General features: G+C 60.6%; 16 protein-coding genes. 11 read left to right on the top strand and 5 right to left on the bottom strand.

The genetic code is table 11. The features are described from left to right. Positions 1-169: 169 nt before the first annotated feature. The 7 genes from AC6CIA_RS16080 to AC6CIA_RS16050 all read left to right on the top strand — a co-directional run bounded on the left by AC6CIA_RS16080 (position 170) and on the right by AC6CIA_RS16050 (position 9,088). Complete coding sequence (locus tag AC6CIA_RS16080; protein ID WP_498313384.1) at positions 170-1,156, top strand: phosphate ABC transporter substrate-binding protein PstS; 987 nt, start codon at positions 170-172, stop codon at positions 1,154-1,156. Positions 1,157-1,386: 230 nt separating this feature from the next. Beyond that, positions 1,387-3,672 (top strand): ABC transporter permease subunit, encoded by a 2,286-nt coding sequence (locus tag AC6CIA_RS16075; RefSeq protein WP_498313382.1) that lies wholly within the window; start codon positions 1,387-1,389, stop codon positions 3,670-3,672. A 15-nt stretch (positions 3,673-3,687) separates the two neighbouring features. Continuing rightward, on the top strand, positions 3,688-5,358 hold the full coding sequence (pstA, locus tag AC6CIA_RS16070) for a phosphate ABC transporter permease PstA (RefSeq protein WP_339529752.1): 1,671 nt from the start codon (positions 3,688-3,690) through the stop codon (positions 5,356-5,358). A 178-nt stretch (positions 5,359-5,536) separates the two neighbouring features. Next, positions 5,537-6,370, top strand: a complete 834-nt coding sequence (gene pstB / locus AC6CIA_RS16065) for a phosphate ABC transporter ATP-binding protein PstB (RefSeq protein ID WP_084381773.1) — start codon at positions 5,537-5,539, stop codon at positions 6,368-6,370. Positions 6,371-6,484: 114 nt separating this feature from the next. Next, positions 6,485-7,246, top strand: a complete 762-nt coding sequence (gene phoU, locus AC6CIA_RS16060) for a phosphate signaling complex protein PhoU (RefSeq protein WP_339529754.1) — start codon at positions 6,485-6,487, stop codon at positions 7,244-7,246. A 166-nt stretch (positions 7,247-7,412) separates the two neighbouring features. After that, positions 7,413-8,312: a response regulator gene (locus AC6CIA_RS16055; RefSeq protein WP_498313380.1), complete on the top strand. Its 900-nt coding sequence runs from the start codon at positions 7,413-7,415 to the stop codon at positions 8,310-8,312. 95 nt (positions 8,313-8,407) lie between these two features. Further along, on the top strand, positions 8,408-9,088 hold the full coding sequence (locus AC6CIA_RS16050; RefSeq protein ID WP_498313378.1) for a peptidoglycan DD-metalloendopeptidase family protein: 681 nt from the start codon (positions 8,408-8,410) through the stop codon (positions 9,086-9,088). Between the two features lie 4 nt (positions 9,089-9,092). On the opposite strand, the gene AC6CIA_RS16045 is transcribed toward AC6CIA_RS16050, so the two are convergent. The 3 genes from AC6CIA_RS16045 to phoB all read right to left on the bottom strand — a co-directional run bounded on the left by AC6CIA_RS16045 (position 9,093) and on the right by phoB (position 12,674). Beyond that, positions 9,093-10,433, bottom strand: coding sequence for a hemolysin family protein (locus AC6CIA_RS16045; protein WP_339529758.1), 1,341 nt, complete (start codon positions 10,431-10,433; stop codon positions 9,093-9,095). A 123-nt stretch (positions 10,434-10,556) separates the two neighbouring features. Then, positions 10,557-11,843 (bottom strand): phosphate regulon sensor histidine kinase PhoR, encoded by a 1,287-nt coding sequence (gene phoR / locus AC6CIA_RS16040; RefSeq protein WP_498313669.1) that lies wholly within the window; start codon positions 11,841-11,843, stop codon positions 10,557-10,559. A 141-nt stretch (positions 11,844-11,984) separates the two neighbouring features. After that, positions 11,985-12,674, bottom strand: a complete 690-nt coding sequence (gene phoB / locus AC6CIA_RS16035; protein ID WP_003231714.1) for a phosphate regulon transcriptional regulator PhoB — start codon at positions 12,672-12,674, stop codon at positions 11,985-11,987. A gap of 152 nt (positions 12,675-12,826) precedes the next feature. Between phoB and AC6CIA_RS16030 the strand changes: the two genes are divergently transcribed. Continuing rightward, entirely contained in the window at positions 12,827-13,204 is a 378-nt protein-coding gene (locus AC6CIA_RS16030) for a COG4315 family predicted lipoprotein (RefSeq protein ID WP_498313376.1), read from the top strand. 124 nt (positions 13,205-13,328) lie between these two features. On the opposite strand, the gene ubiA is transcribed toward AC6CIA_RS16030, so the two are convergent. Both ubiA and AC6CIA_RS16020 read right to left on the bottom strand, forming a co-directional pair. Then, positions 13,329-14,219, bottom strand: a complete 891-nt coding sequence (gene ubiA / locus AC6CIA_RS16025; RefSeq protein ID WP_339529762.1) for a 4-hydroxybenzoate octaprenyltransferase — start codon at positions 14,217-14,219, stop codon at positions 13,329-13,331. Then, positions 14,219-14,782, bottom strand: coding sequence for a chorismate--pyruvate lyase family protein (locus tag AC6CIA_RS16020; RefSeq protein WP_498313374.1), 564 nt, complete (start codon positions 14,780-14,782; stop codon positions 14,219-14,221). The genes ubiA and AC6CIA_RS16020 overlap by 1 nt, the downstream gene beginning before the upstream one ends. Positions 14,783-14,978: 196 nt before the next feature. Between AC6CIA_RS16020 and AC6CIA_RS16015 the strand changes: the two genes are divergently transcribed. The 3 genes from AC6CIA_RS16015 to AC6CIA_RS16005 all read left to right on the top strand — a co-directional run. Continuing rightward, entirely contained in the window at positions 14,979-15,146 is a 168-nt protein-coding gene (locus AC6CIA_RS16015) for a rubredoxin (protein ID WP_029289917.1), read from the top strand. Positions 15,147-15,197: 51 nt separating this feature from the next. Continuing rightward, positions 15,198-16,346 carry an NAD(P)/FAD-dependent oxidoreductase gene (locus tag AC6CIA_RS16010; protein WP_498313372.1) on the top strand — a complete coding sequence of 383 codons (1,149 nt, stop codon included), beginning with the start codon at positions 15,198-15,200 and terminating at the stop codon, positions 16,344-16,346. A gap of 191 nt (positions 16,347-16,537) precedes the next feature. Further along, positions 16,538-16,650, top strand: a 113-nt coding sequence (locus AC6CIA_RS16005) for an HU family DNA-binding protein (protein ID WP_498313667.1), incomplete at its 3' end; no start/stop codon positions are given.

Here is a 16,650-nt window from a genome sequence, read left to right as displayed (position 1 = left end):
CGTATTTCCGATTCCTCGCAACGTCCCCGTTCCAGGCAATTCCTCTCTTTCGCCCTCTCGCTCCAATGCTGGCCTTTCATCTAATTGTCACATTACGGACATAGAGTGTTCACACGGCCTCCCGATACTTGGCCCCGATCCAACTATCCCTATCTGCTAGGAGTAAGGCATGAAACTGAAGCGTTTGATGGCGGCAATGACTTTTGTCGCTGCTGGCGTTGCGACCGCTAACGCGGTAGCCGCTGGTGTTGACCCGGCGATCCCGGCCTACGTGAAGACCTCTGGTGTCTCGGGCAACTTGTCCAGCGTTGGTTCCGATACCCTGGCGAACCTGATGACCTTGTGGGCCGAGGGTTACAAAAAGGAATACCCGAACGTCAACATCCAGATTCAGGCCGCGGGTTCTTCCACCGCGCCACCTGCGCTCACCGAAGGCACCGCCAACCTGGGCCCGATGAGCCGCAAGATGAAGGACAACGAGCTGCAGGCCTTCGAGCAGAAGTACGGCTACAAGCCAACCGCTATCCCGGTCGCCGTGGATGCCCTGGCAGTGTTCGTGCACAAAGACAACCCGATCAAGCACATGACCATGGAACAGGTCGACGCGGTGTTCTCCTCGACTCGCCTGTGCGGCGCCAAGGCTGAAGTCAAGACCTGGGGCGACCTGGGTGTGACCGGTGACCTGGCCAACAAGCCGCTTCAACTGTTTGGTCGTAACTCGGTATCCGGCACTTACGGTTACTTCAAGGAAGAAGCCCTGTGTAAAGGCGACTACAAGTCGAACGTCAACGAGCAACCAGGTTCGGCTTCGGTCGTGCAGTCCATCAGCTCTTCGCTGAACGGTATCGGTTACTCGGGCATCGGCTACAAGACCGCCAGCGTGAAGACTGTGGCCCTGGCCAAAAAAGGCAGCACTGACTTCATCGAAGACACCGAAGAAAACACCCTGAACGGCAAGTACCCGCTGTCGCGTTTCCTCTACGTGTACATCAACAAAGCGCCGAACAAGCCTCTGGCCCCGCTGGAAGCCGAGTTCGTGAAGCTGGTTCTGTCCAAACAGGGCCAGGAAGTTGTAGTGAAAGATGGCTACATCCCGCTGCCAGCCAAAGTGGCCGCCAAGGCCCTGGCTGACCTGGGTCTGAAAGAAGGCAACTAAGCCTGCACTACCTGGTGTAGATGCGGGTCCTGTGGGAGCGGGCTTGCTCGCGATAGAGTCGACGCGGTGTATCTGTTGCACCGCAGCGCCGGCATCGCGAGCAAGCCCGCTCCCACAACAAGCCTGCCTACACCCCAATTTTTTGTCCGCTGCCGGCTCTGTCATGCGGCGGATTTCGTGCGTCACTACATTGTCATCTTTCTGTCATATAGGATCGCTAGGGTGTGCGCATGAATGATCTGGCCAATTCCACTATGACGACGACATCTCCCCCCAAGCGTATTGACTTCAATACGCCTGAGCTGCAACGCAAGCGCCGCACTCGTGCGCTCAAGGATCGCCTGACCCGTTGGTATGTCCTGGTCGGCGGTCTCGCCGTGCTCGGTGCCATCACGCTGATTTTCTTCTTTCTTGGCTATGTGGTCGCACCGCTGTTCCAGGGCGCCAGCCTGACCAAGGATGACGCTCTGACGCCGGCCTGGATGCAGGACGCTGGCAAGCCGTTGCTGATCTCCATGGAAGAACAGAATCAGGTTGCGATGCGGGTTTCCGACAAGGGCCAGGCGTTGTTCTTCAGCGTCGAGGGCGGCGCCGAGTTGTCCCGGGTCGACCTGCCGCTGCCTGCCGGTACCAGCGTGGTATCCATAGGTAAAGACCAGCCGGGCAGCCCGCTGGTGATTCTTGGTTTATCCAACGGCCAGTCCCTGGTGTTCCGTCACACCTACAAGGTGTCTTACCCGGACGGCAAGAAGACGATCACGCCTGCCATCGAGTATCCGTACGGCGAAACGCCGATCGTGCTCGACGAAGAAGGCCGTGCGCTGGAGCATGTCGCACTCAACGCCACCGATTCGACGTTGGTGATTGCCGGTTCCGCCGGTTCGCACTTGAATGTGCTGTCCTTGAGCCGCGAAGAGAACATGATGACGGGCGAAGTCACCAGCGAGCAGACGCGTATCGAGCTGCCGCAAATGACCGAGCCGGTTAAAGCGATCTTCGTCGACCCGCGCCAGCAATGGCTGTATGTGATCAACGGTCGCGCCCAGGCTGATGTGTTCAGCCTGCGGGAAAAGAATCTCAACGGTCGCTACAAACTATTGGAAGAGGGCGATGCCGAAGTCACCGCCAGCACCCAATTGGTGGGTGGCATCTCGCTGATCATCGGTAGCTCCAAGGGCGGCCTGGCGCAGTGGTTCATGGCCCGCGACCCGGATGGCGAGCAGCATCTCAAGCAGATCCGCACGTTCCAGATGGGCACCACGCCTATCGTTGAAATCGCCGCCGAAGAGCGGCGCAAAGGCTTCGTCGCTCTCGATGCTTCCGGCAAGTTCGGGGTGTTCCACAGCACCGCGCACCGCACCTTGCTGGTGGACCCGGTGGTAGAAGGCCAAGGCATTTTCGGCATGTCGCCACGAGCCAACCGTGTGATCGTCGAGGCCGGCGGCAAGCTGCAACCGTTGACGCTGGACAACCCGCACCCCGAAGTCTCGTGGAGCGCGTTGTGGAGCAAGGTCTGGTACGAGAGCTACGACGAGCCTCAATACGTCTGGCAATCGACCGCCGCCAACAGCGATTTCGAGCCCAAGATGAGCCTCGCGCCGTTGACCTTCGGTACGCTGAAGGCGGCGTTTTACGCCATGCTGCTGGCGGCGCCGCTGGCCATTGCGGCGGCCATCTACACCGCCTACTTCATGGCGCCGAGCCTGCGCCGCAAGGTCAAGCCGGTGATCGAGTTGATGGAAGCGATGCCGACGGTGATCCTCGGGTTCTTCGCCGGCCTGTTCCTGGCGCCTTATGTCGAAGGGCATCTGCCGGGGATTTTCAGCCTGTTGATGTTGCTGCCGATGGGCATTCTGCTGTCTGGTTTCATCTTCAGCCGCCTGCCTGAGTCCATCCGCCTGCGGGTACCGGATGGTTGGGAAAGCGCGATGTTGATCCCGGTGATCCTGTTCGTGGGTTGGCTCTCGTTGTACATGAGTCCGTACCTGGAAAACTGGTTCTTCGGCGGCGATATGCGGATGTGGATCTCCCACGACCTGGGCATTACCTACGATCAGCGCAACGCACTGGTTGTCGGCCTGGCCATGGGTTTTGCGGTCATCCCGACCATCTACTCGATTGCTGAAGACGCGGTGTTCAGCGTGCCGCGCGGCCTGACCCTGGGCTCTCTGGCCCTGGGCGCCACGCCATGGCAGACCATGACGCGGGTTGTACTGCTGACCGCCAGCCCGGGGATTTTCTCGGCGCTGATGATCGGTATGGGGCGTGCGGTCGGTGAAACCATGATCGTACTGATGGCCACCGGCAACACCCCAGTCATGGAAATGAACCTGTTTGAAGGCCTGCGCACCCTGGCGGCCAACGTCGCGGTAGAAATGCCCGAGTCGGAAGTTGGCGGCAGCCACTACCGCGTGCTGTTCCTCTCGGCACTGGTGCTGCTGTTGTTCACCTTCATCATGAACACCCTCGCCGAGCTGATTCGTCAGCGTCTGCGCAAGAAATACTCGTCGCTTTAAGAAAGGTAGAAGTCTGTGAAACAGAACTCCCTGAATGGATGGTTCAAGAGCGGCGCCCCGGGCGTCTGGATCAGCGGTGGCGCGGTCGCCATCGCGGTCATCATGACCATTGGTTTGCTGGCAGTGATCGCGGTCCGTGGTTTGGGCCACTTCTGGCCGGCTGACGTGATCCAGGCCAACTACAATGTACCGGGCCAGCCCAACCATGTAGTCATCGGCGAAGTGGTGCAGAAAGAACAAGTGCCTCGCGCGCGTCTGAAGAGTGCTGGGTTGCCGGTGCCGGATGAAGGCCCGGAATTCATGACCCGCGAGCTGATCAAGGTCGGCAACCGGGACTTGAACGGCAACGACTTCACCTGGGTCGTCGGCGAGTGGCTGACCAGCCAGACCAAGCCTGCTGAACTGATGGCCATCGAGCGTCGCGAGTGGGGCAACTTCTACGGCACCCTGGTCAACGTCAAGCAAGATGGCAAGGTTATCGCCGAGGGGCAGGCCGCCTGGCCGGAACTGCAAGCGCGTGTTGACCGGGTCAACGCGCTGGCCGCCGAACTCAAGACCCTTGAGAAGTCAGATATCGGTGCGATCAACGCCGGTCTTGAGCGCCTTCGCCTGCAGGGTCGCAAGCTGGAACTGAACGGCAAGCTCGACGCCGCCGCCCAGGCTGACATGGACGCCGACCGCGCTGAACTCGACGCTCGTTATAAGGGTGTTGAAGCGCGCCTGATGGACCTGCACGCCCAGTTCAACCGCGATAGCCTCACCGCCCGCGATGCCAACGGCAAAGAAGTGGAAATCAGTATCGGCCACGTGGTGCATGCCTACCAGCCGAACGCCATGGGCGTCATGACCAAGATCGGCTTCTATATCAGCAAGGTCTGGGAGTTCCTGAGCGACGATCCGCGAGAAGCCAACACTGAAGGCGGGATCTTCCCGGCGATTTTCGGCACCGTGATGATGACGCTGATCATGGCGGTCATCGTCACCCCGTTCGGCGTGCTGGCGGCGGTTTACCTGCGTGAATACGCCAAGCAGAACACCCTGACCCGGATCATCCGTATCGCCGTGAACAACCTGGCGGGCGTTCCGGCCATTGTCTACGGGGTGTTTGGCCTGGGTTTCTTCGTTTACGTACTGGGCGGCTCGGTCGACCGTCTGTTTTTCCCCGAAGCCCTGCCGGCACCGACCTTCGGTACCCCGGGCCTGTTGTGGGCCTCGCTGACCCTGGCGCTGCTGGCGGTTCCGGTGGTGATCGTCGCCACCGAGGAAGGTCTGGCCCGGATCCCGCGCACCGTGCGTGAAGGCTCTCTGGCACTGGGCGCGACCAAAGCGGAGACGCTGTGGAAAATCGTGTTGCCGATGGCCAGCCCGGCGATGATGACCGGCATGATCCTCGCTGTGGCGCGTGCCGCGGGTGAGGTGGCTCCGCTGATGCTGGTGGGTGTGGTGAAACTGGCGCCGTCGCTGCCGCTGGACGGCAACTATCCTTACTTGCACCTTGACCAGAAAATCATGCACTTGGGCTTCCATATCTACGACGTCGGCTTCCAGAGCCCCAACGTCGAAGCGGCACGCCCGTTGGTGTACGCCACCGCGTTCCTGCTGGTGCTGGTGATCGCCACGCTCAACCTCTCGGCGGTGTGGATTCGTAACCACCTGCGCGAAAAGTACAAGGCGCTGGACAGTTGATAACCCTGTAGGAGCGAGCTTGCTCGCGAAAAGCGCAAGGTCGCCGCGTTCATCCTGGCTTCCCGCGTTATCGTTAACGACCTTCGCGAGCAAGCTCACTCCTACAGAAGAATGATGTAACCGCTGGCCCAATGACCGGCGGCTCACTGAAACGAATTGGCAGCACAGGGAGCATCCCATGCAACATGAAACCCATTCCCACGGCATCAACATGTCAGCCCTGGGTCGCGACAAGCAGAGCCTGAGCCTGGAACAGGAAACCGTGGCCATCGAAGTGCCGGGCCTGAGCCTGTACTACGGTGAAAAACAAGCGCTGTTCGACGTCAGCATGAACATTCCCAAGCAGCGCGTGACCGCCTTTATCGGTCCGTCCGGCTGCGGCAAGTCCACGCTGCTGCGCACCTTCAACCGGATGAATGATCTGGTGGACGGTTGCCGTGTGGAAGGCGCGATCAACCTCTACGGCAGCAACATCTACCGCAAGGGCGAGGATGTGGCCGAGCTGCGTCGCCGGGTCGGCATGGTGTTCCAGAAGCCTAACCCGTTCCCCAAGACCATCTATGAAAACGTGGTGTATGGGTTGCGCATCCAAGGCATCAACAAGAAGCGCATTCTCGACGAAGCGGTTGAGTGGGCGCTCAAGGGCGCGGCGCTGTGGGAGGAGGTCAAGGACCGCCTGCACGAATCGGCACTGGGCCTGTCCGGTGGTCAACAGCAGCGCCTGGTCATCGCCCGCACCATCGCGGTAGAGCCGGAAGTATTGCTGCTCGACGAACCGTGCTCGGCACTCGACCCGATCTCCACCCTGAAAGTCGAAGAGCTGATCTACGAGCTCAAATCCAAGTTCACCATCGTCATCGTGACCCACAACATGCAACAGGCGGCGCGGGTTTCCGACTACACCGCGTTCATGTACATGGGCAAACTGGTGGAATTCGGCGACACCGATACGCTGTTCACCAATCCGGCGAAGAAACAGACCGAAGACTACATCACCGGTCGTTACGGCTAGGTGAGGCAGCTGCAAGCCGCAAGCTTCAAGCGGCAAGCATGAGCGGTTCGAGGAACGACACAAATCAGCTTGCAGCTTGTAGCTTGCGGCTTACAGCTTTTGCGGAGCAGAACCATGATTTCGAAGGAAGGCTTAACCCATCACATCTCTGCGCAGTTCAACGCCGAGCTCGAGGAGGTGCGCAGCCATCTCCTGGCCATGGGCGGGCTGGTAGAGAAGCAAGTCAACGACGCCGTCACCGCGCTGATCGAGGCCGACTCGGGTCTGGCCCAGCAAGTGCGCGAGATCGATGACCAGATCAACCAGATGGAACGTAACATCGACGAGGAATGCCTGCGCATTCTGGCCCGCCGCCAGCCTGCGGCGTCCGACCTGCGCTTGATCATCAGCATCTCCAAGTCGGTGATCGATCTCGAGCGGATCGGCGACGAAGCCACCAAGATCGCCCGTCGTGCCATCCAGTTGAGCGAAGAAGGTGAAGCGCCGCGCGGTTATGTCGAAGTGCGCCACATCGGTGATCAGGTGCGCAACATGGTCCGTGATGCCCTGGATGCCTTTGCCCGGTTCGACGCTGAACTGGCGTTGTCGGTGGCCCAGTACGACAAGATCATCGACCGTGAATACAAGACCGCACTGCGCGAGTTGGCGACTTACATGATGGAAGATCCGCGCTCTATCTCGCGGGTGTTGAACATCATCTGGGTCCTGCGTTCCCTGGAGCGGATTGGCGATCACGCACGCAATATCTCGGAATTGGTGATCTATCTGGTGCGGGGTACCGATGTGCGTCACATGGGCCTCAAGCGAATGAAGGCCGAAGTTGAAGGCACGGTCGATCAAATCCCTAATGTTCCGCGCGAATCTGACGATAAATAAGATTGCCCGAGTAAAAAACGCCCGACCTCTGGTCGGGCGTTTTCGTTTGTGGCGTGTGAGTTTTGCGCGGTGGATGCAAAAAAGTCCCGGCGTGACTGTAGAGTTTTAGCGAAATGCCATCAGTGAAGCGTTATGCTTGCCTGGGGTTTTATAGGATGAAGGGTCGATGAGTAAAGTCAGTGTATTGGTGGTGGATGACGCCTCGTTTATTCGCGACCTGGTGAAGAAGTGCCTGCGCAACTACTTCCCTGGTATCAAGATCGAAGATGCGGTGAACGGCAAAAAGGCCCAGGCCATCCTGATGCGCGAAACCTTTGACATGGTCTTGTGCGACTGGGAAATGCCCGAGATGTCAGGTCTGGAACTGTTGACCTGGTGCCGTGAGCAGCCCCAACTCAAGACAATGCCGTTTGTCATGGTCACCAGCCGTGGCGACAAGGAAAACGTGGTTCAGGCCATCCAGGCCGGCGTTTCCGGCTACGTCAGCAAGCCCTTCACCAACGAGCAGTTGCTGAACAAGGTCAAGCATGCGCTGAACAAGGTCGGCCGCCTCGACGCCTTGCTCGCCAGCGCGCCGACCAAGATGAACTCCGCGTTCGGTAACGATTCCCTTAGCGCCCTGACCGGCGGCAAGCCCGAAGCGGTCAAGACGGCCCCCGTGGCCGCGCCCAGCAAAGGCTTGCTCAACACCCCGCCCGTGCAGGCGAGCGCCGCGCCATCGCCCGCCAGTGGGCGTGGCCAGGGCCAGTTGCGTTTGCCCAGCGGGACCCAGCAATGCGTCATCAAGGCCCTGAGCATCAAGGAAGCGCTGCTGGTGGTGCGCCGTGGCGAGGTCCTGCCCCAAGTGCTGGAAAGCGCTGTGCTGGACCTTGAACAAGGCGAGAATGCCGAAACAGCTCGTCTCAACGGCTATCTGCACGCGATCGTCGCCTACGAACCGCGCCCCGACAGCGACTGGTTGCAGCTGACCTTCCGCTTTATCGACCAGGACGCGCAGAAGCTCGATTACATTTCACGGCTGATTGCCCGTGGCACGGCACAGAAGCATTTTGTGCCGGGTGCCTGATCTCCAACAGGGGTAACCAGCCCGCCAGGGCATGGCACAGCATTGTCATGATCCCTTGTTAGCCTGCCGTTCAGTCGTTTCGGCAGGTCTGCCTCATGCTTACGCGCTCATTGCTGTTTTGCGGACTGTGCATGGTCGCTTCGTCGACCCTGGCCATGACCCTCTACAAATCCACCGATGCCAATGGCGTGGTGGTTTTCAGCGACCGGCAAACCCCCGGGGCGCAGGCCTTTGTATTCCAGGAGCGGAGCGTGTCGCCAGTGAAGCGATCGACGCGTGATACCCGCAATGCCGGTGACTCAACGTACACGCAGACCTATCGTTATCCCTTGCCCTGGCGCGGCGGGCCCTTTCGACTCTCCCAGGGCCCAGGCGGTACTTTCAGCCATTCCGACCGCAAAAGCCGCTATGCCATGGACATTGCCATGCCCGAGGGGACGCCGATCATCGCGGCGCGAAGTGGTGTGGTGGTGAAAATCCAGAACAACCAATCCGGGCGTGGCAGTGACCCGTCGGGCAACTTCGTGCGGGTGTTGCACAACGATGGCACTCAGAGTGTGTACCTGCACCTCAAGCAAGGCTCGGTCAGCGTCCGGGAAGGGCAGCGCGTAGCGGTTGGCGGTGCGCTGGCGTTATCGGGCAATACGGGGAAAAGCAGCGGGCCGCACCTGCATTTTGTGGTGCAGCGCGAGACGCGATCGGGGTGGGTTTCGATTCCGTATGAATTCGCTCACCCGGTGGAGGCGCTACCCAACTTTGCGTTGGGCGCGCCGTGAAGCGTTAGTCCAGCATCAGCACCTTGGCCAGGACGATTTTCGGGCCTTTCATCTTCTTGATGATGATCCGCAGGCCTTCCACTTCCATGACTTCTTCCTCTTCCGGCACCCGTTTCAGGGTGTCGTAGATCAGGCCCGCCAGGGTTTCGGCTTCGATATGGTCAAGGTCGATGCCCAGCAGACGCTCGATCTTGAACAGCGGCGTGTCACCGCGTACCAGCAGCTTGCCCGGCTGATAGGCGAGGATGCCACGCTCGGCCTTGCGGTGTTCGTCCTGAATATCGCCCACCAGCACTTCCAGAACGTCTTCCATGGTCAGGTAGCCGATGATGTTGCCATCGGCCTCTTCCACCAGGGCGAAGTGCGCGCCGCCTTTGCGAAACTGCTCCAGCAGTTGCGACAGCGGCATGTGCCGCGAAACGCGTTCCAGCGGGCGCGTCAGTTCGGCCAGGTTGAACGACTCGGGAATGTGGTCCAGGGCTGCCAGCTCCAGCAACAGGTCCTTGATATGCAGCAATCCGACAAATTCGCCACGCACGGCGTCATACACCGGGTAGCGGCTGAATTTGTGACGGCGGAACAACGCGAGGATTTCCTTGAGCGGCGCGTTGAAATCCAGCGTCACCAGGTCTTCCCGGGAGTTGGCCCAGTCGACCACTTCCAGCTCGCCCATTTCCACGGCCGATGCCAATACGCGCATGCCCTGGTCGCTCGGGTCCTGGCCACGGCTGGAGTGCAGGATCAGCTTGAGTTCTTCACGGCTGTAATGATGCTCGTGATGCGGGCCGGGTTCGCCCTGGCCGGCGATGCGCAGGATCGCGTTGGCGCTGGCGTTGAGCAGGTAGATCGCCGGGTACATGGCCCAGTAGAACAGGTACAGCGGCACGGCGGTCCACAGCGACAGCAGCTCGGGTTTGCGAATCGCCCAGGACTTGGGCGCCAGTTCACCGACCACAATATGCAGGTAGGAAATCACGAAGAACGCCGCAAAGAACGACACCCCCTTGATCACTTCGGGTGATTCGACGCCCATGGCGCCCAGCAAGGGCTCCAGGATATGCGCGAAGGCCGGTTCGCCGACCCAGCCCAGGCCCAGGGAGGCGAGGGTGATACCCAACTGGCAGGCCGACAGGTAAGCGTCGAGCTGGCTGTGTACGGTGCGCAGGATCTGACCGCGCCAGCCGTTGGTGTGGGCAATCGCCTCGACCCGGGTGGAGCGCAGTTTGACCATGGCAAATTCCGCCGCAACGAAGAAACCGTTGAGCAGTACCAGGATCAGTGCAAATAGAATCATGCCGAAATCGGCGAAGAGCGTGGCGAGGGTGATACCAGGGGAAGGGTCCATGATGGGGTTTTGCGGGTTCCGTGTGTTCAAAAAAGGTGGCAGGTGTGCCCGACAGGCAGGCGCAAGTCAGGCAATGTAGCGGCTGAACGGGCGCTTGCCTAGTGGCGGCTGCCGGGCGGGGAGCTACTCGTCCTGAGTGACTGCCGGCGAACGTGTCACCTGCGCCGGCGCGAAATGGCAGGTGAACGTGCTGCCCTGACCCGGCACACTGCTGATTTCCAGGCGCGCGCGATGGCGCAACAGCACATGCTTGACGATCGCCAGGCCCAGCCCGGTGCCACCGGTGTTGGAGTTGCGACTGGAGTCGACCCGGTAAAAACGTTCGGTCAGACGCGGCAAATGTTTGGCGTCGATGCCGATCCCCGAGTCCTGCACGCTCAGGTGCGCGCCCTGCTGATCGGCCCACCAGCGGATGCGGATCGCGCCTGTGTCCTGGGTGTACTTCACCGCGTTGAATACCAGGTTGGAAAAGGCGCTGCGCAACTCGCCCTCGCTGCCCTTGAGCAGCACCGACGGGTCGGCTTCGAGGGTGATGTGCTGCCCACGTTCGCCAGACAGGGCCTGGGCATCATTCTTGATGGTCTGCAACAGGCTCTGTACCGTCACCGGTTGATTGTCCGAGGGATAATCGGTGGCCTCAAGCTTGGCCAGCAGCAACAGGTCGTTGAGCAGGGTCTGCATGCGTGAGCCTTGCTGCTGCATCTGCTGCAGGGCACGGCCCCAGCGCGGATTGACCTCTTCGACGTTGTCCAGCAGCGTTTCCAGGTAGCCACAGATCACGGTCAGCGGCGTGCGCAGCTCATGGGAGACGTTGGCGACGAAGTCCTTGCGCATCTGTTCCAACTGATGAATCCGGGTCACGTCGCGCACCAGCATCAGGTGTTCGTTATTGCCGTAGCGCGTCAGGTACAGCTGGATGCGCACCCGGTCGTTGGTCGGTGATGGAATCTCCAGCGCTTCTTCGAAGTTGTCCTGCTCGAAGTACTCCTTGAAGCGCGGATGGCGCACCAGGTTGGTGACGGGCTGGCCGCTGTCCTGCGGGGTCTTGAGACCGAGCAAGGTTTCGGCGGCGCGGTTCCACCATTCCAGGTTGCCATCGCTGTCGAGCATGATTACCGCGTCTTTCAGCGCGGCGGTGGACTCCTGGACCCGGTCTATCACCGCTTGCAGGCGTCCGCGTACCCGTTGGTCGCGGCGTTGCAGGTGGTAAATGCTGTCGAACACTTCGCCCCACAGGCCGTAGCCGTCGGGTGGTGGTTCATCGGGTTTATGCTGACGCAGCCATTCGTGCAAGCGCAGCAGTTGTTTGAGCGTCCAGCCCAGATAGAGCCCCAGGCCCACGGCCAGGCTCCAGCCGTAGTAACCGCTGATCAACCCCACCAGCAGGCAGCCGGTGATCAACAGAAGCATGTGGCGAATCAGGGTGCCGTGCCAGTTTTGGTTCACTAATGCGTCCTTCGGAGCAGTTGCAGGTTTCAAGCTGCAAGCTTCAAGTCAGAGCGAAGCGGTGTCCATCTTGCCGCTTGTCGCTTGAGGCTTACCGCTGCCTCATCAGCCTTTGGTGGAAAACCGGTATCCAGTGCCGCGTACGGTTTGTACCAGATTCTCGTAGGCGTCGCCCAAGGCTTTGCGCAGACGGCGGATATGCACGTCGACGGTACGCTCCTCGACGTACACGTTGCCGCCCCAGACTTGATCAAGCAATTGCCCGCGCGTGTAGGCACGCTCCTGGTGGGTCATGAAGAACTGCAGCAGACGGTATTCCGTGGGGCCCATCTCGGCCGGCGTGCCGTCGATGGTCACGCGGTGGCTGATGGGGTCGAGGATCAGGCCGCCGACTTCGATGGGCGCCTCGCCATCGGTGGGGCCGGCGCGACGCAGCACGGCTTTCAGGCGCGCGACCAGTTCCCGTGGGGAAAACGGCTTGGTGATGTAGTCATCGGCGCCGACTTCCAGGCCCTGGATCTTGTTGTCTTCTTCACCTTTGGCGGTGAGCATGATGATCGGGATGTCCCCGGTCAGTTCGTCGCGCTTGAGGCGGCGAGCCAGCTCGATGCCGGAGGTGCCGGGCAGCATCCAGTCCAGCAGAATCAGGTCCGGCTTACGGTCGACGATAATGGCATGGGCCTGCTGGGAGTTCTCCGCCTCCAGGCAGTCATAGCCGGCCATTTCCAACGCAACGGCGATCATCTCGCGAATGGGCGCTTCGTCGTCAACGATCAGAATGCTCCTGCCAACCATGCTAAGTCCTCTTGTCATTTAACTGTCTTGCGCCGCATTAGATAACGGAATTATTGCAGTCGTGTGACAGTATTTTAGAGGCTTGCGCAATTGGCGCGATGCTGAACTACGCTTTGAGTCCGAATCCTGACAACCACATAAGGATACTTGCGATGAATCACAGTACTTTTTCCTGCAAAGCTTTGCTGGTGATGGTGGCCTTGGCGCTGCCGAGCCTGGCGTTTGCGATGGAGCCGGCGATGGCCAAGGGCGGGATGCTGGTGGACCATACCGGGATGACGCTCTACACCTTCGACAAGGACGCAGAGGGAAAATCAGTGTGCAAGGATCAGTGCGCAACGAACTGGCCACCGCTGAAAGCCGAGTCCACCGATACGCCAACGGGTAAGTGGACGGTCATCACCCGTGACGATCAGACCAGCCAGTGGGCGTATGACGGCAAGCCGGTCTACACCTACAAGGACGACAAGCAGGCCGGCGACAAGGTCGGTGATGGCAAAGGCGGCGTCTGGCACATCATCAAACCCTGATCATCACAATCATTGTAGGAGCGAGCTTGCTCGCGAGAATCGACAACGCTAACGCGCGAAACCTGACACCCAACGGTGCTCTCGGGTTTTTCGCGAGTGAACTCGCTCCTACCGTATTGAGCTGTCAGCGAAACGTGTAGTCGGCGACAATCCCGACGAAAATTGCCAGCCCCGCCCAATGGTTGTGCAGGAACGCCTTGAAGCACTTCATCCGGTCCCTGTCGCGGGTGTACCAGAACTCCCAGGCGAAGCACCCGGCCGCCGCCAGCAGGCCCAGGTGGAACCAGCCGCCCAACTCAAAGCGCGTCCCCGCCAGCAGCAGACAGACCAAGGCCAATCCCTGCAAGGTCAGGATGATGATCCGGTCGGCGTCGCCGAACAGAATCGCCGTGGATTTCACGCCGATTTTCAGATCGTCATCGCGGTCCGTCATTGCGTAATACGTGTCGTAGCCCACGGTCCACAGCAGGTTCGCGATGTACAACAACCACGCCGCGGCGGGCAGGCTGCCGGTCTCGGCGGTAAATGCCATCGGCATGCCCCAGGAAAACGCCGCCCCCAGCACTACCTGCGGGTAATAGGTGTAGCGCTTCATGAACGGATAGCTGGCCGCCAGTGCCAGACCGCCCAATGACAGCCAGATCGTCGTCGCATTCGTCATCAGTACCAGCAGGAAACTGACGAACATCAACACCGCAAAGAACCCCAGCGCTTCTTTGGAACTGATTTTGCCGCTGACCAGCGGCCGTTGCTCCGTGCGCTTTACATGACCGTCAACCTTGCGGTCGGCCCAGTCATTGATCACGCAGCCGCCCGCGCGCGTCAGGACCACGCCGAGCACGAAGATCACGATATTGCTCCAGGAAGGCGAGCCTTCGCCGGCGATCCACAGCGCCCACAGTGTCGGCCACAGCAGCAGGTAGATGCCGATTGGCTTGTCCATGCGCGTCAGTTGAATAAAGTCCCAGGCCCTGGGGTTCAGACGATTCATGGACTTGAGCAAGCGCTGGTACATCAGCAATTCTCCGGATTGTCGTTCACGGCGTGCCACAGGCTCGGCAGGAACACTTCCGCCACCAGCACGCTCAGCGGCCCGCGATCAAAGCGCGAACGGCGCGCCCACAGGTCATCGGCCTGATCCACCGCGGGCAGCCAGGCGCGTGGATAGCGGCACACTTCGATGGCCTGGCGGGTGAAAGCCTGGTCACAAAACAGCAGTTCGCCCAACGAGCGGCTGCCCAGTTCGTCCATCTGTAAGCCATCGCCCTGCAGCGCGCTGCGCGCTGCCACGCTGCGCGCAAATACCCAGGGCTCTGCATGTCCACGCAAATACACCTCGCGCACCCAACCCATGCTCGTTGGCGGCAGGTCGAGGGCGGCGCATTCGTCGTCTCGCAGCGGCTGCCAGCCTTCGAACAACGGGGTGACGCTGAAGCCGTTGCTGGACAAGCGCGTCAGGCGCCGTGTCAGCGAGTCTTCATCGAACAGCCAGTCGAGGATCAAAGGGGCGGGTGAAGGGCTCAGAAGGCTCTGGGTCAGCCATCGGCAAGCATCGGGAACGGCAATTGAGTGCGGCACAGAGAGTCGTTATTGGCAGTCAATGAGGCGGCGAGCTTACCATGGCGACTTGAGTTTTTGCCGGGGTGCGCGGCAACCGTGGGTCGAACATGCTTGCATCTGGACGCACCGATCAGTACAAAACGCCCTGAGCCGAGCGGCAATGCTGTATCTATCGACTGTCGGCCAGTAAGCCTGGACCCTGAGGAAGCAAGTAATGAAGAAGTGGCAATGTGTAGTCTGCGGCCTGATCTACAACGAAGCGGACGGTTGGCCGGATGACGGAATCGCTCCAGGCACCCCGTGGCAGGACGTCCCGGAAGACTGGCTGTGCCCGGACTGCGGCGTCGGCAAGATGGATTTCGAAATGATCGAAATCGGCTGATTGGTTGATCCCAAGAAGCGAATTCCAGAAACGTACTGCAAGGAGAAAGGCATGAGCGCACCTGTCGTGATCGTTGGCACGGGATTGGCCGGTTACAACCTGGCGCGGGAGTTTCGCAAGCTCGATGGCGAAACCCCGCTGCTGCTGATCACTGCGGATGACGGGCGCTCTTACTCCAAGCCCATGCTGTCCACCGGTTTTGGCAAGAACAAGGACGCCGACGGCCTGAGCATGGCAACACCGGGCGCGATGGCCGAGCAACTCAAGGCCGAAGTGCGGACCCACACGCGAATCAGCGGTATCGACCCGGGCCACAAGCGCCTGTGGATCGGCGAGGAAGCGGTGGCCTATCGCGACCTGATTCTGGCCTGGGGCGCGGAAACCGTGCGTGTCCCGGTGCAGGGCGATGCTGCTGAACTGATTTTCCCGATCAACGACCTGGAAGACTATGCACGCTTTCGCGCCGCCGCTGCCGGCAAGCGCCGAGTGCTGCTGCTGGGCGCCGGCCTGATCGGCTGCGAATTTGCCAACGATCTGATGCTCGGTGGTTATGAAATCGACCTGGTAGCACCGTGCGAGCAAGTCATGCCGACCCTGCTGCACCCGGCAGCCGCCGCAGCGGTACAAGCCGGGCTGGAAAGCCTGGGGGCGCGTTTCCACCTGGGGCCGGTGCTCAACCGCCTGCAGCGCAGCACTGACGGCCTTGAGGCCCACCTGTCTGATGGCGAAGTGATTCAGTGTGATCTGGTGGTCTCGGCCATCGGCTTGCGTCCACGGGTAGACCTGGCGGCTGCGGCCGGTTTGCAGATCAATCGCGGGATCGTGGTCGACCGCCACCTCAAGACTTCCCACGCCAACATCTATGCCCTGGGTGACTGCGCCGAGGTCGATGGCCTGAACCTGCTGTATGTGATGCCGCTGATGAGCTGCGCCCGAGCCCTCGCCCAGACCTTGGCGGGCAATGCCACGGCGGTTACTTACGGACCGATGCCCGTCACCGTCAAGACGCCGGTGTGCCCGCTGGTGGTCTCGCCCCCGCCCCGGGGCCGCGAGGGCGCCTGGAGCGTCGAAGGACAGGGCGCCGACATCAAGGCTCTGTGCCGCGACAGCGACGGGCGCCTGTTGGGTTATGCGCTGACCGGCACTGCAGTCATGGAAAAACTTGCCCTGAACAAGGAGCTTCCGCCGCTGCTGGCGTAAATGCCGGTCGTTCTGTCGGATTAAGCACCGTCTTGGGCATAGAAAGGTCGCCGCGAGACTGGCGCGGGCACCGTTGGCATGCCATCCTCACTCCCGTCTGCCGCAGAGTAGAGCCTGCGGCGCCTTGGGCGCTGCTCCAGCAGAGAGCAGCACGGACATAACAACAAAAAACCGTCAAAGAGGCTTCACTTATGCGTAAACCAGAACTCGCAGCCGCCATTGCTGAAAAGGCAGACCTGACCAAAGAACAGGCCAGTCGCGTCCTCAACGCCGTTCTCGAAGAAATCACCGGCGCCCTGCACCG

The organism is Pseudomonas sp. GQ91 (assembly GCF_059758795.1).
The sequence above is the reverse complement of the archived record's forward strand: the minus strand, read 5'-3'. Positions and strand labels throughout refer to the sequence as shown.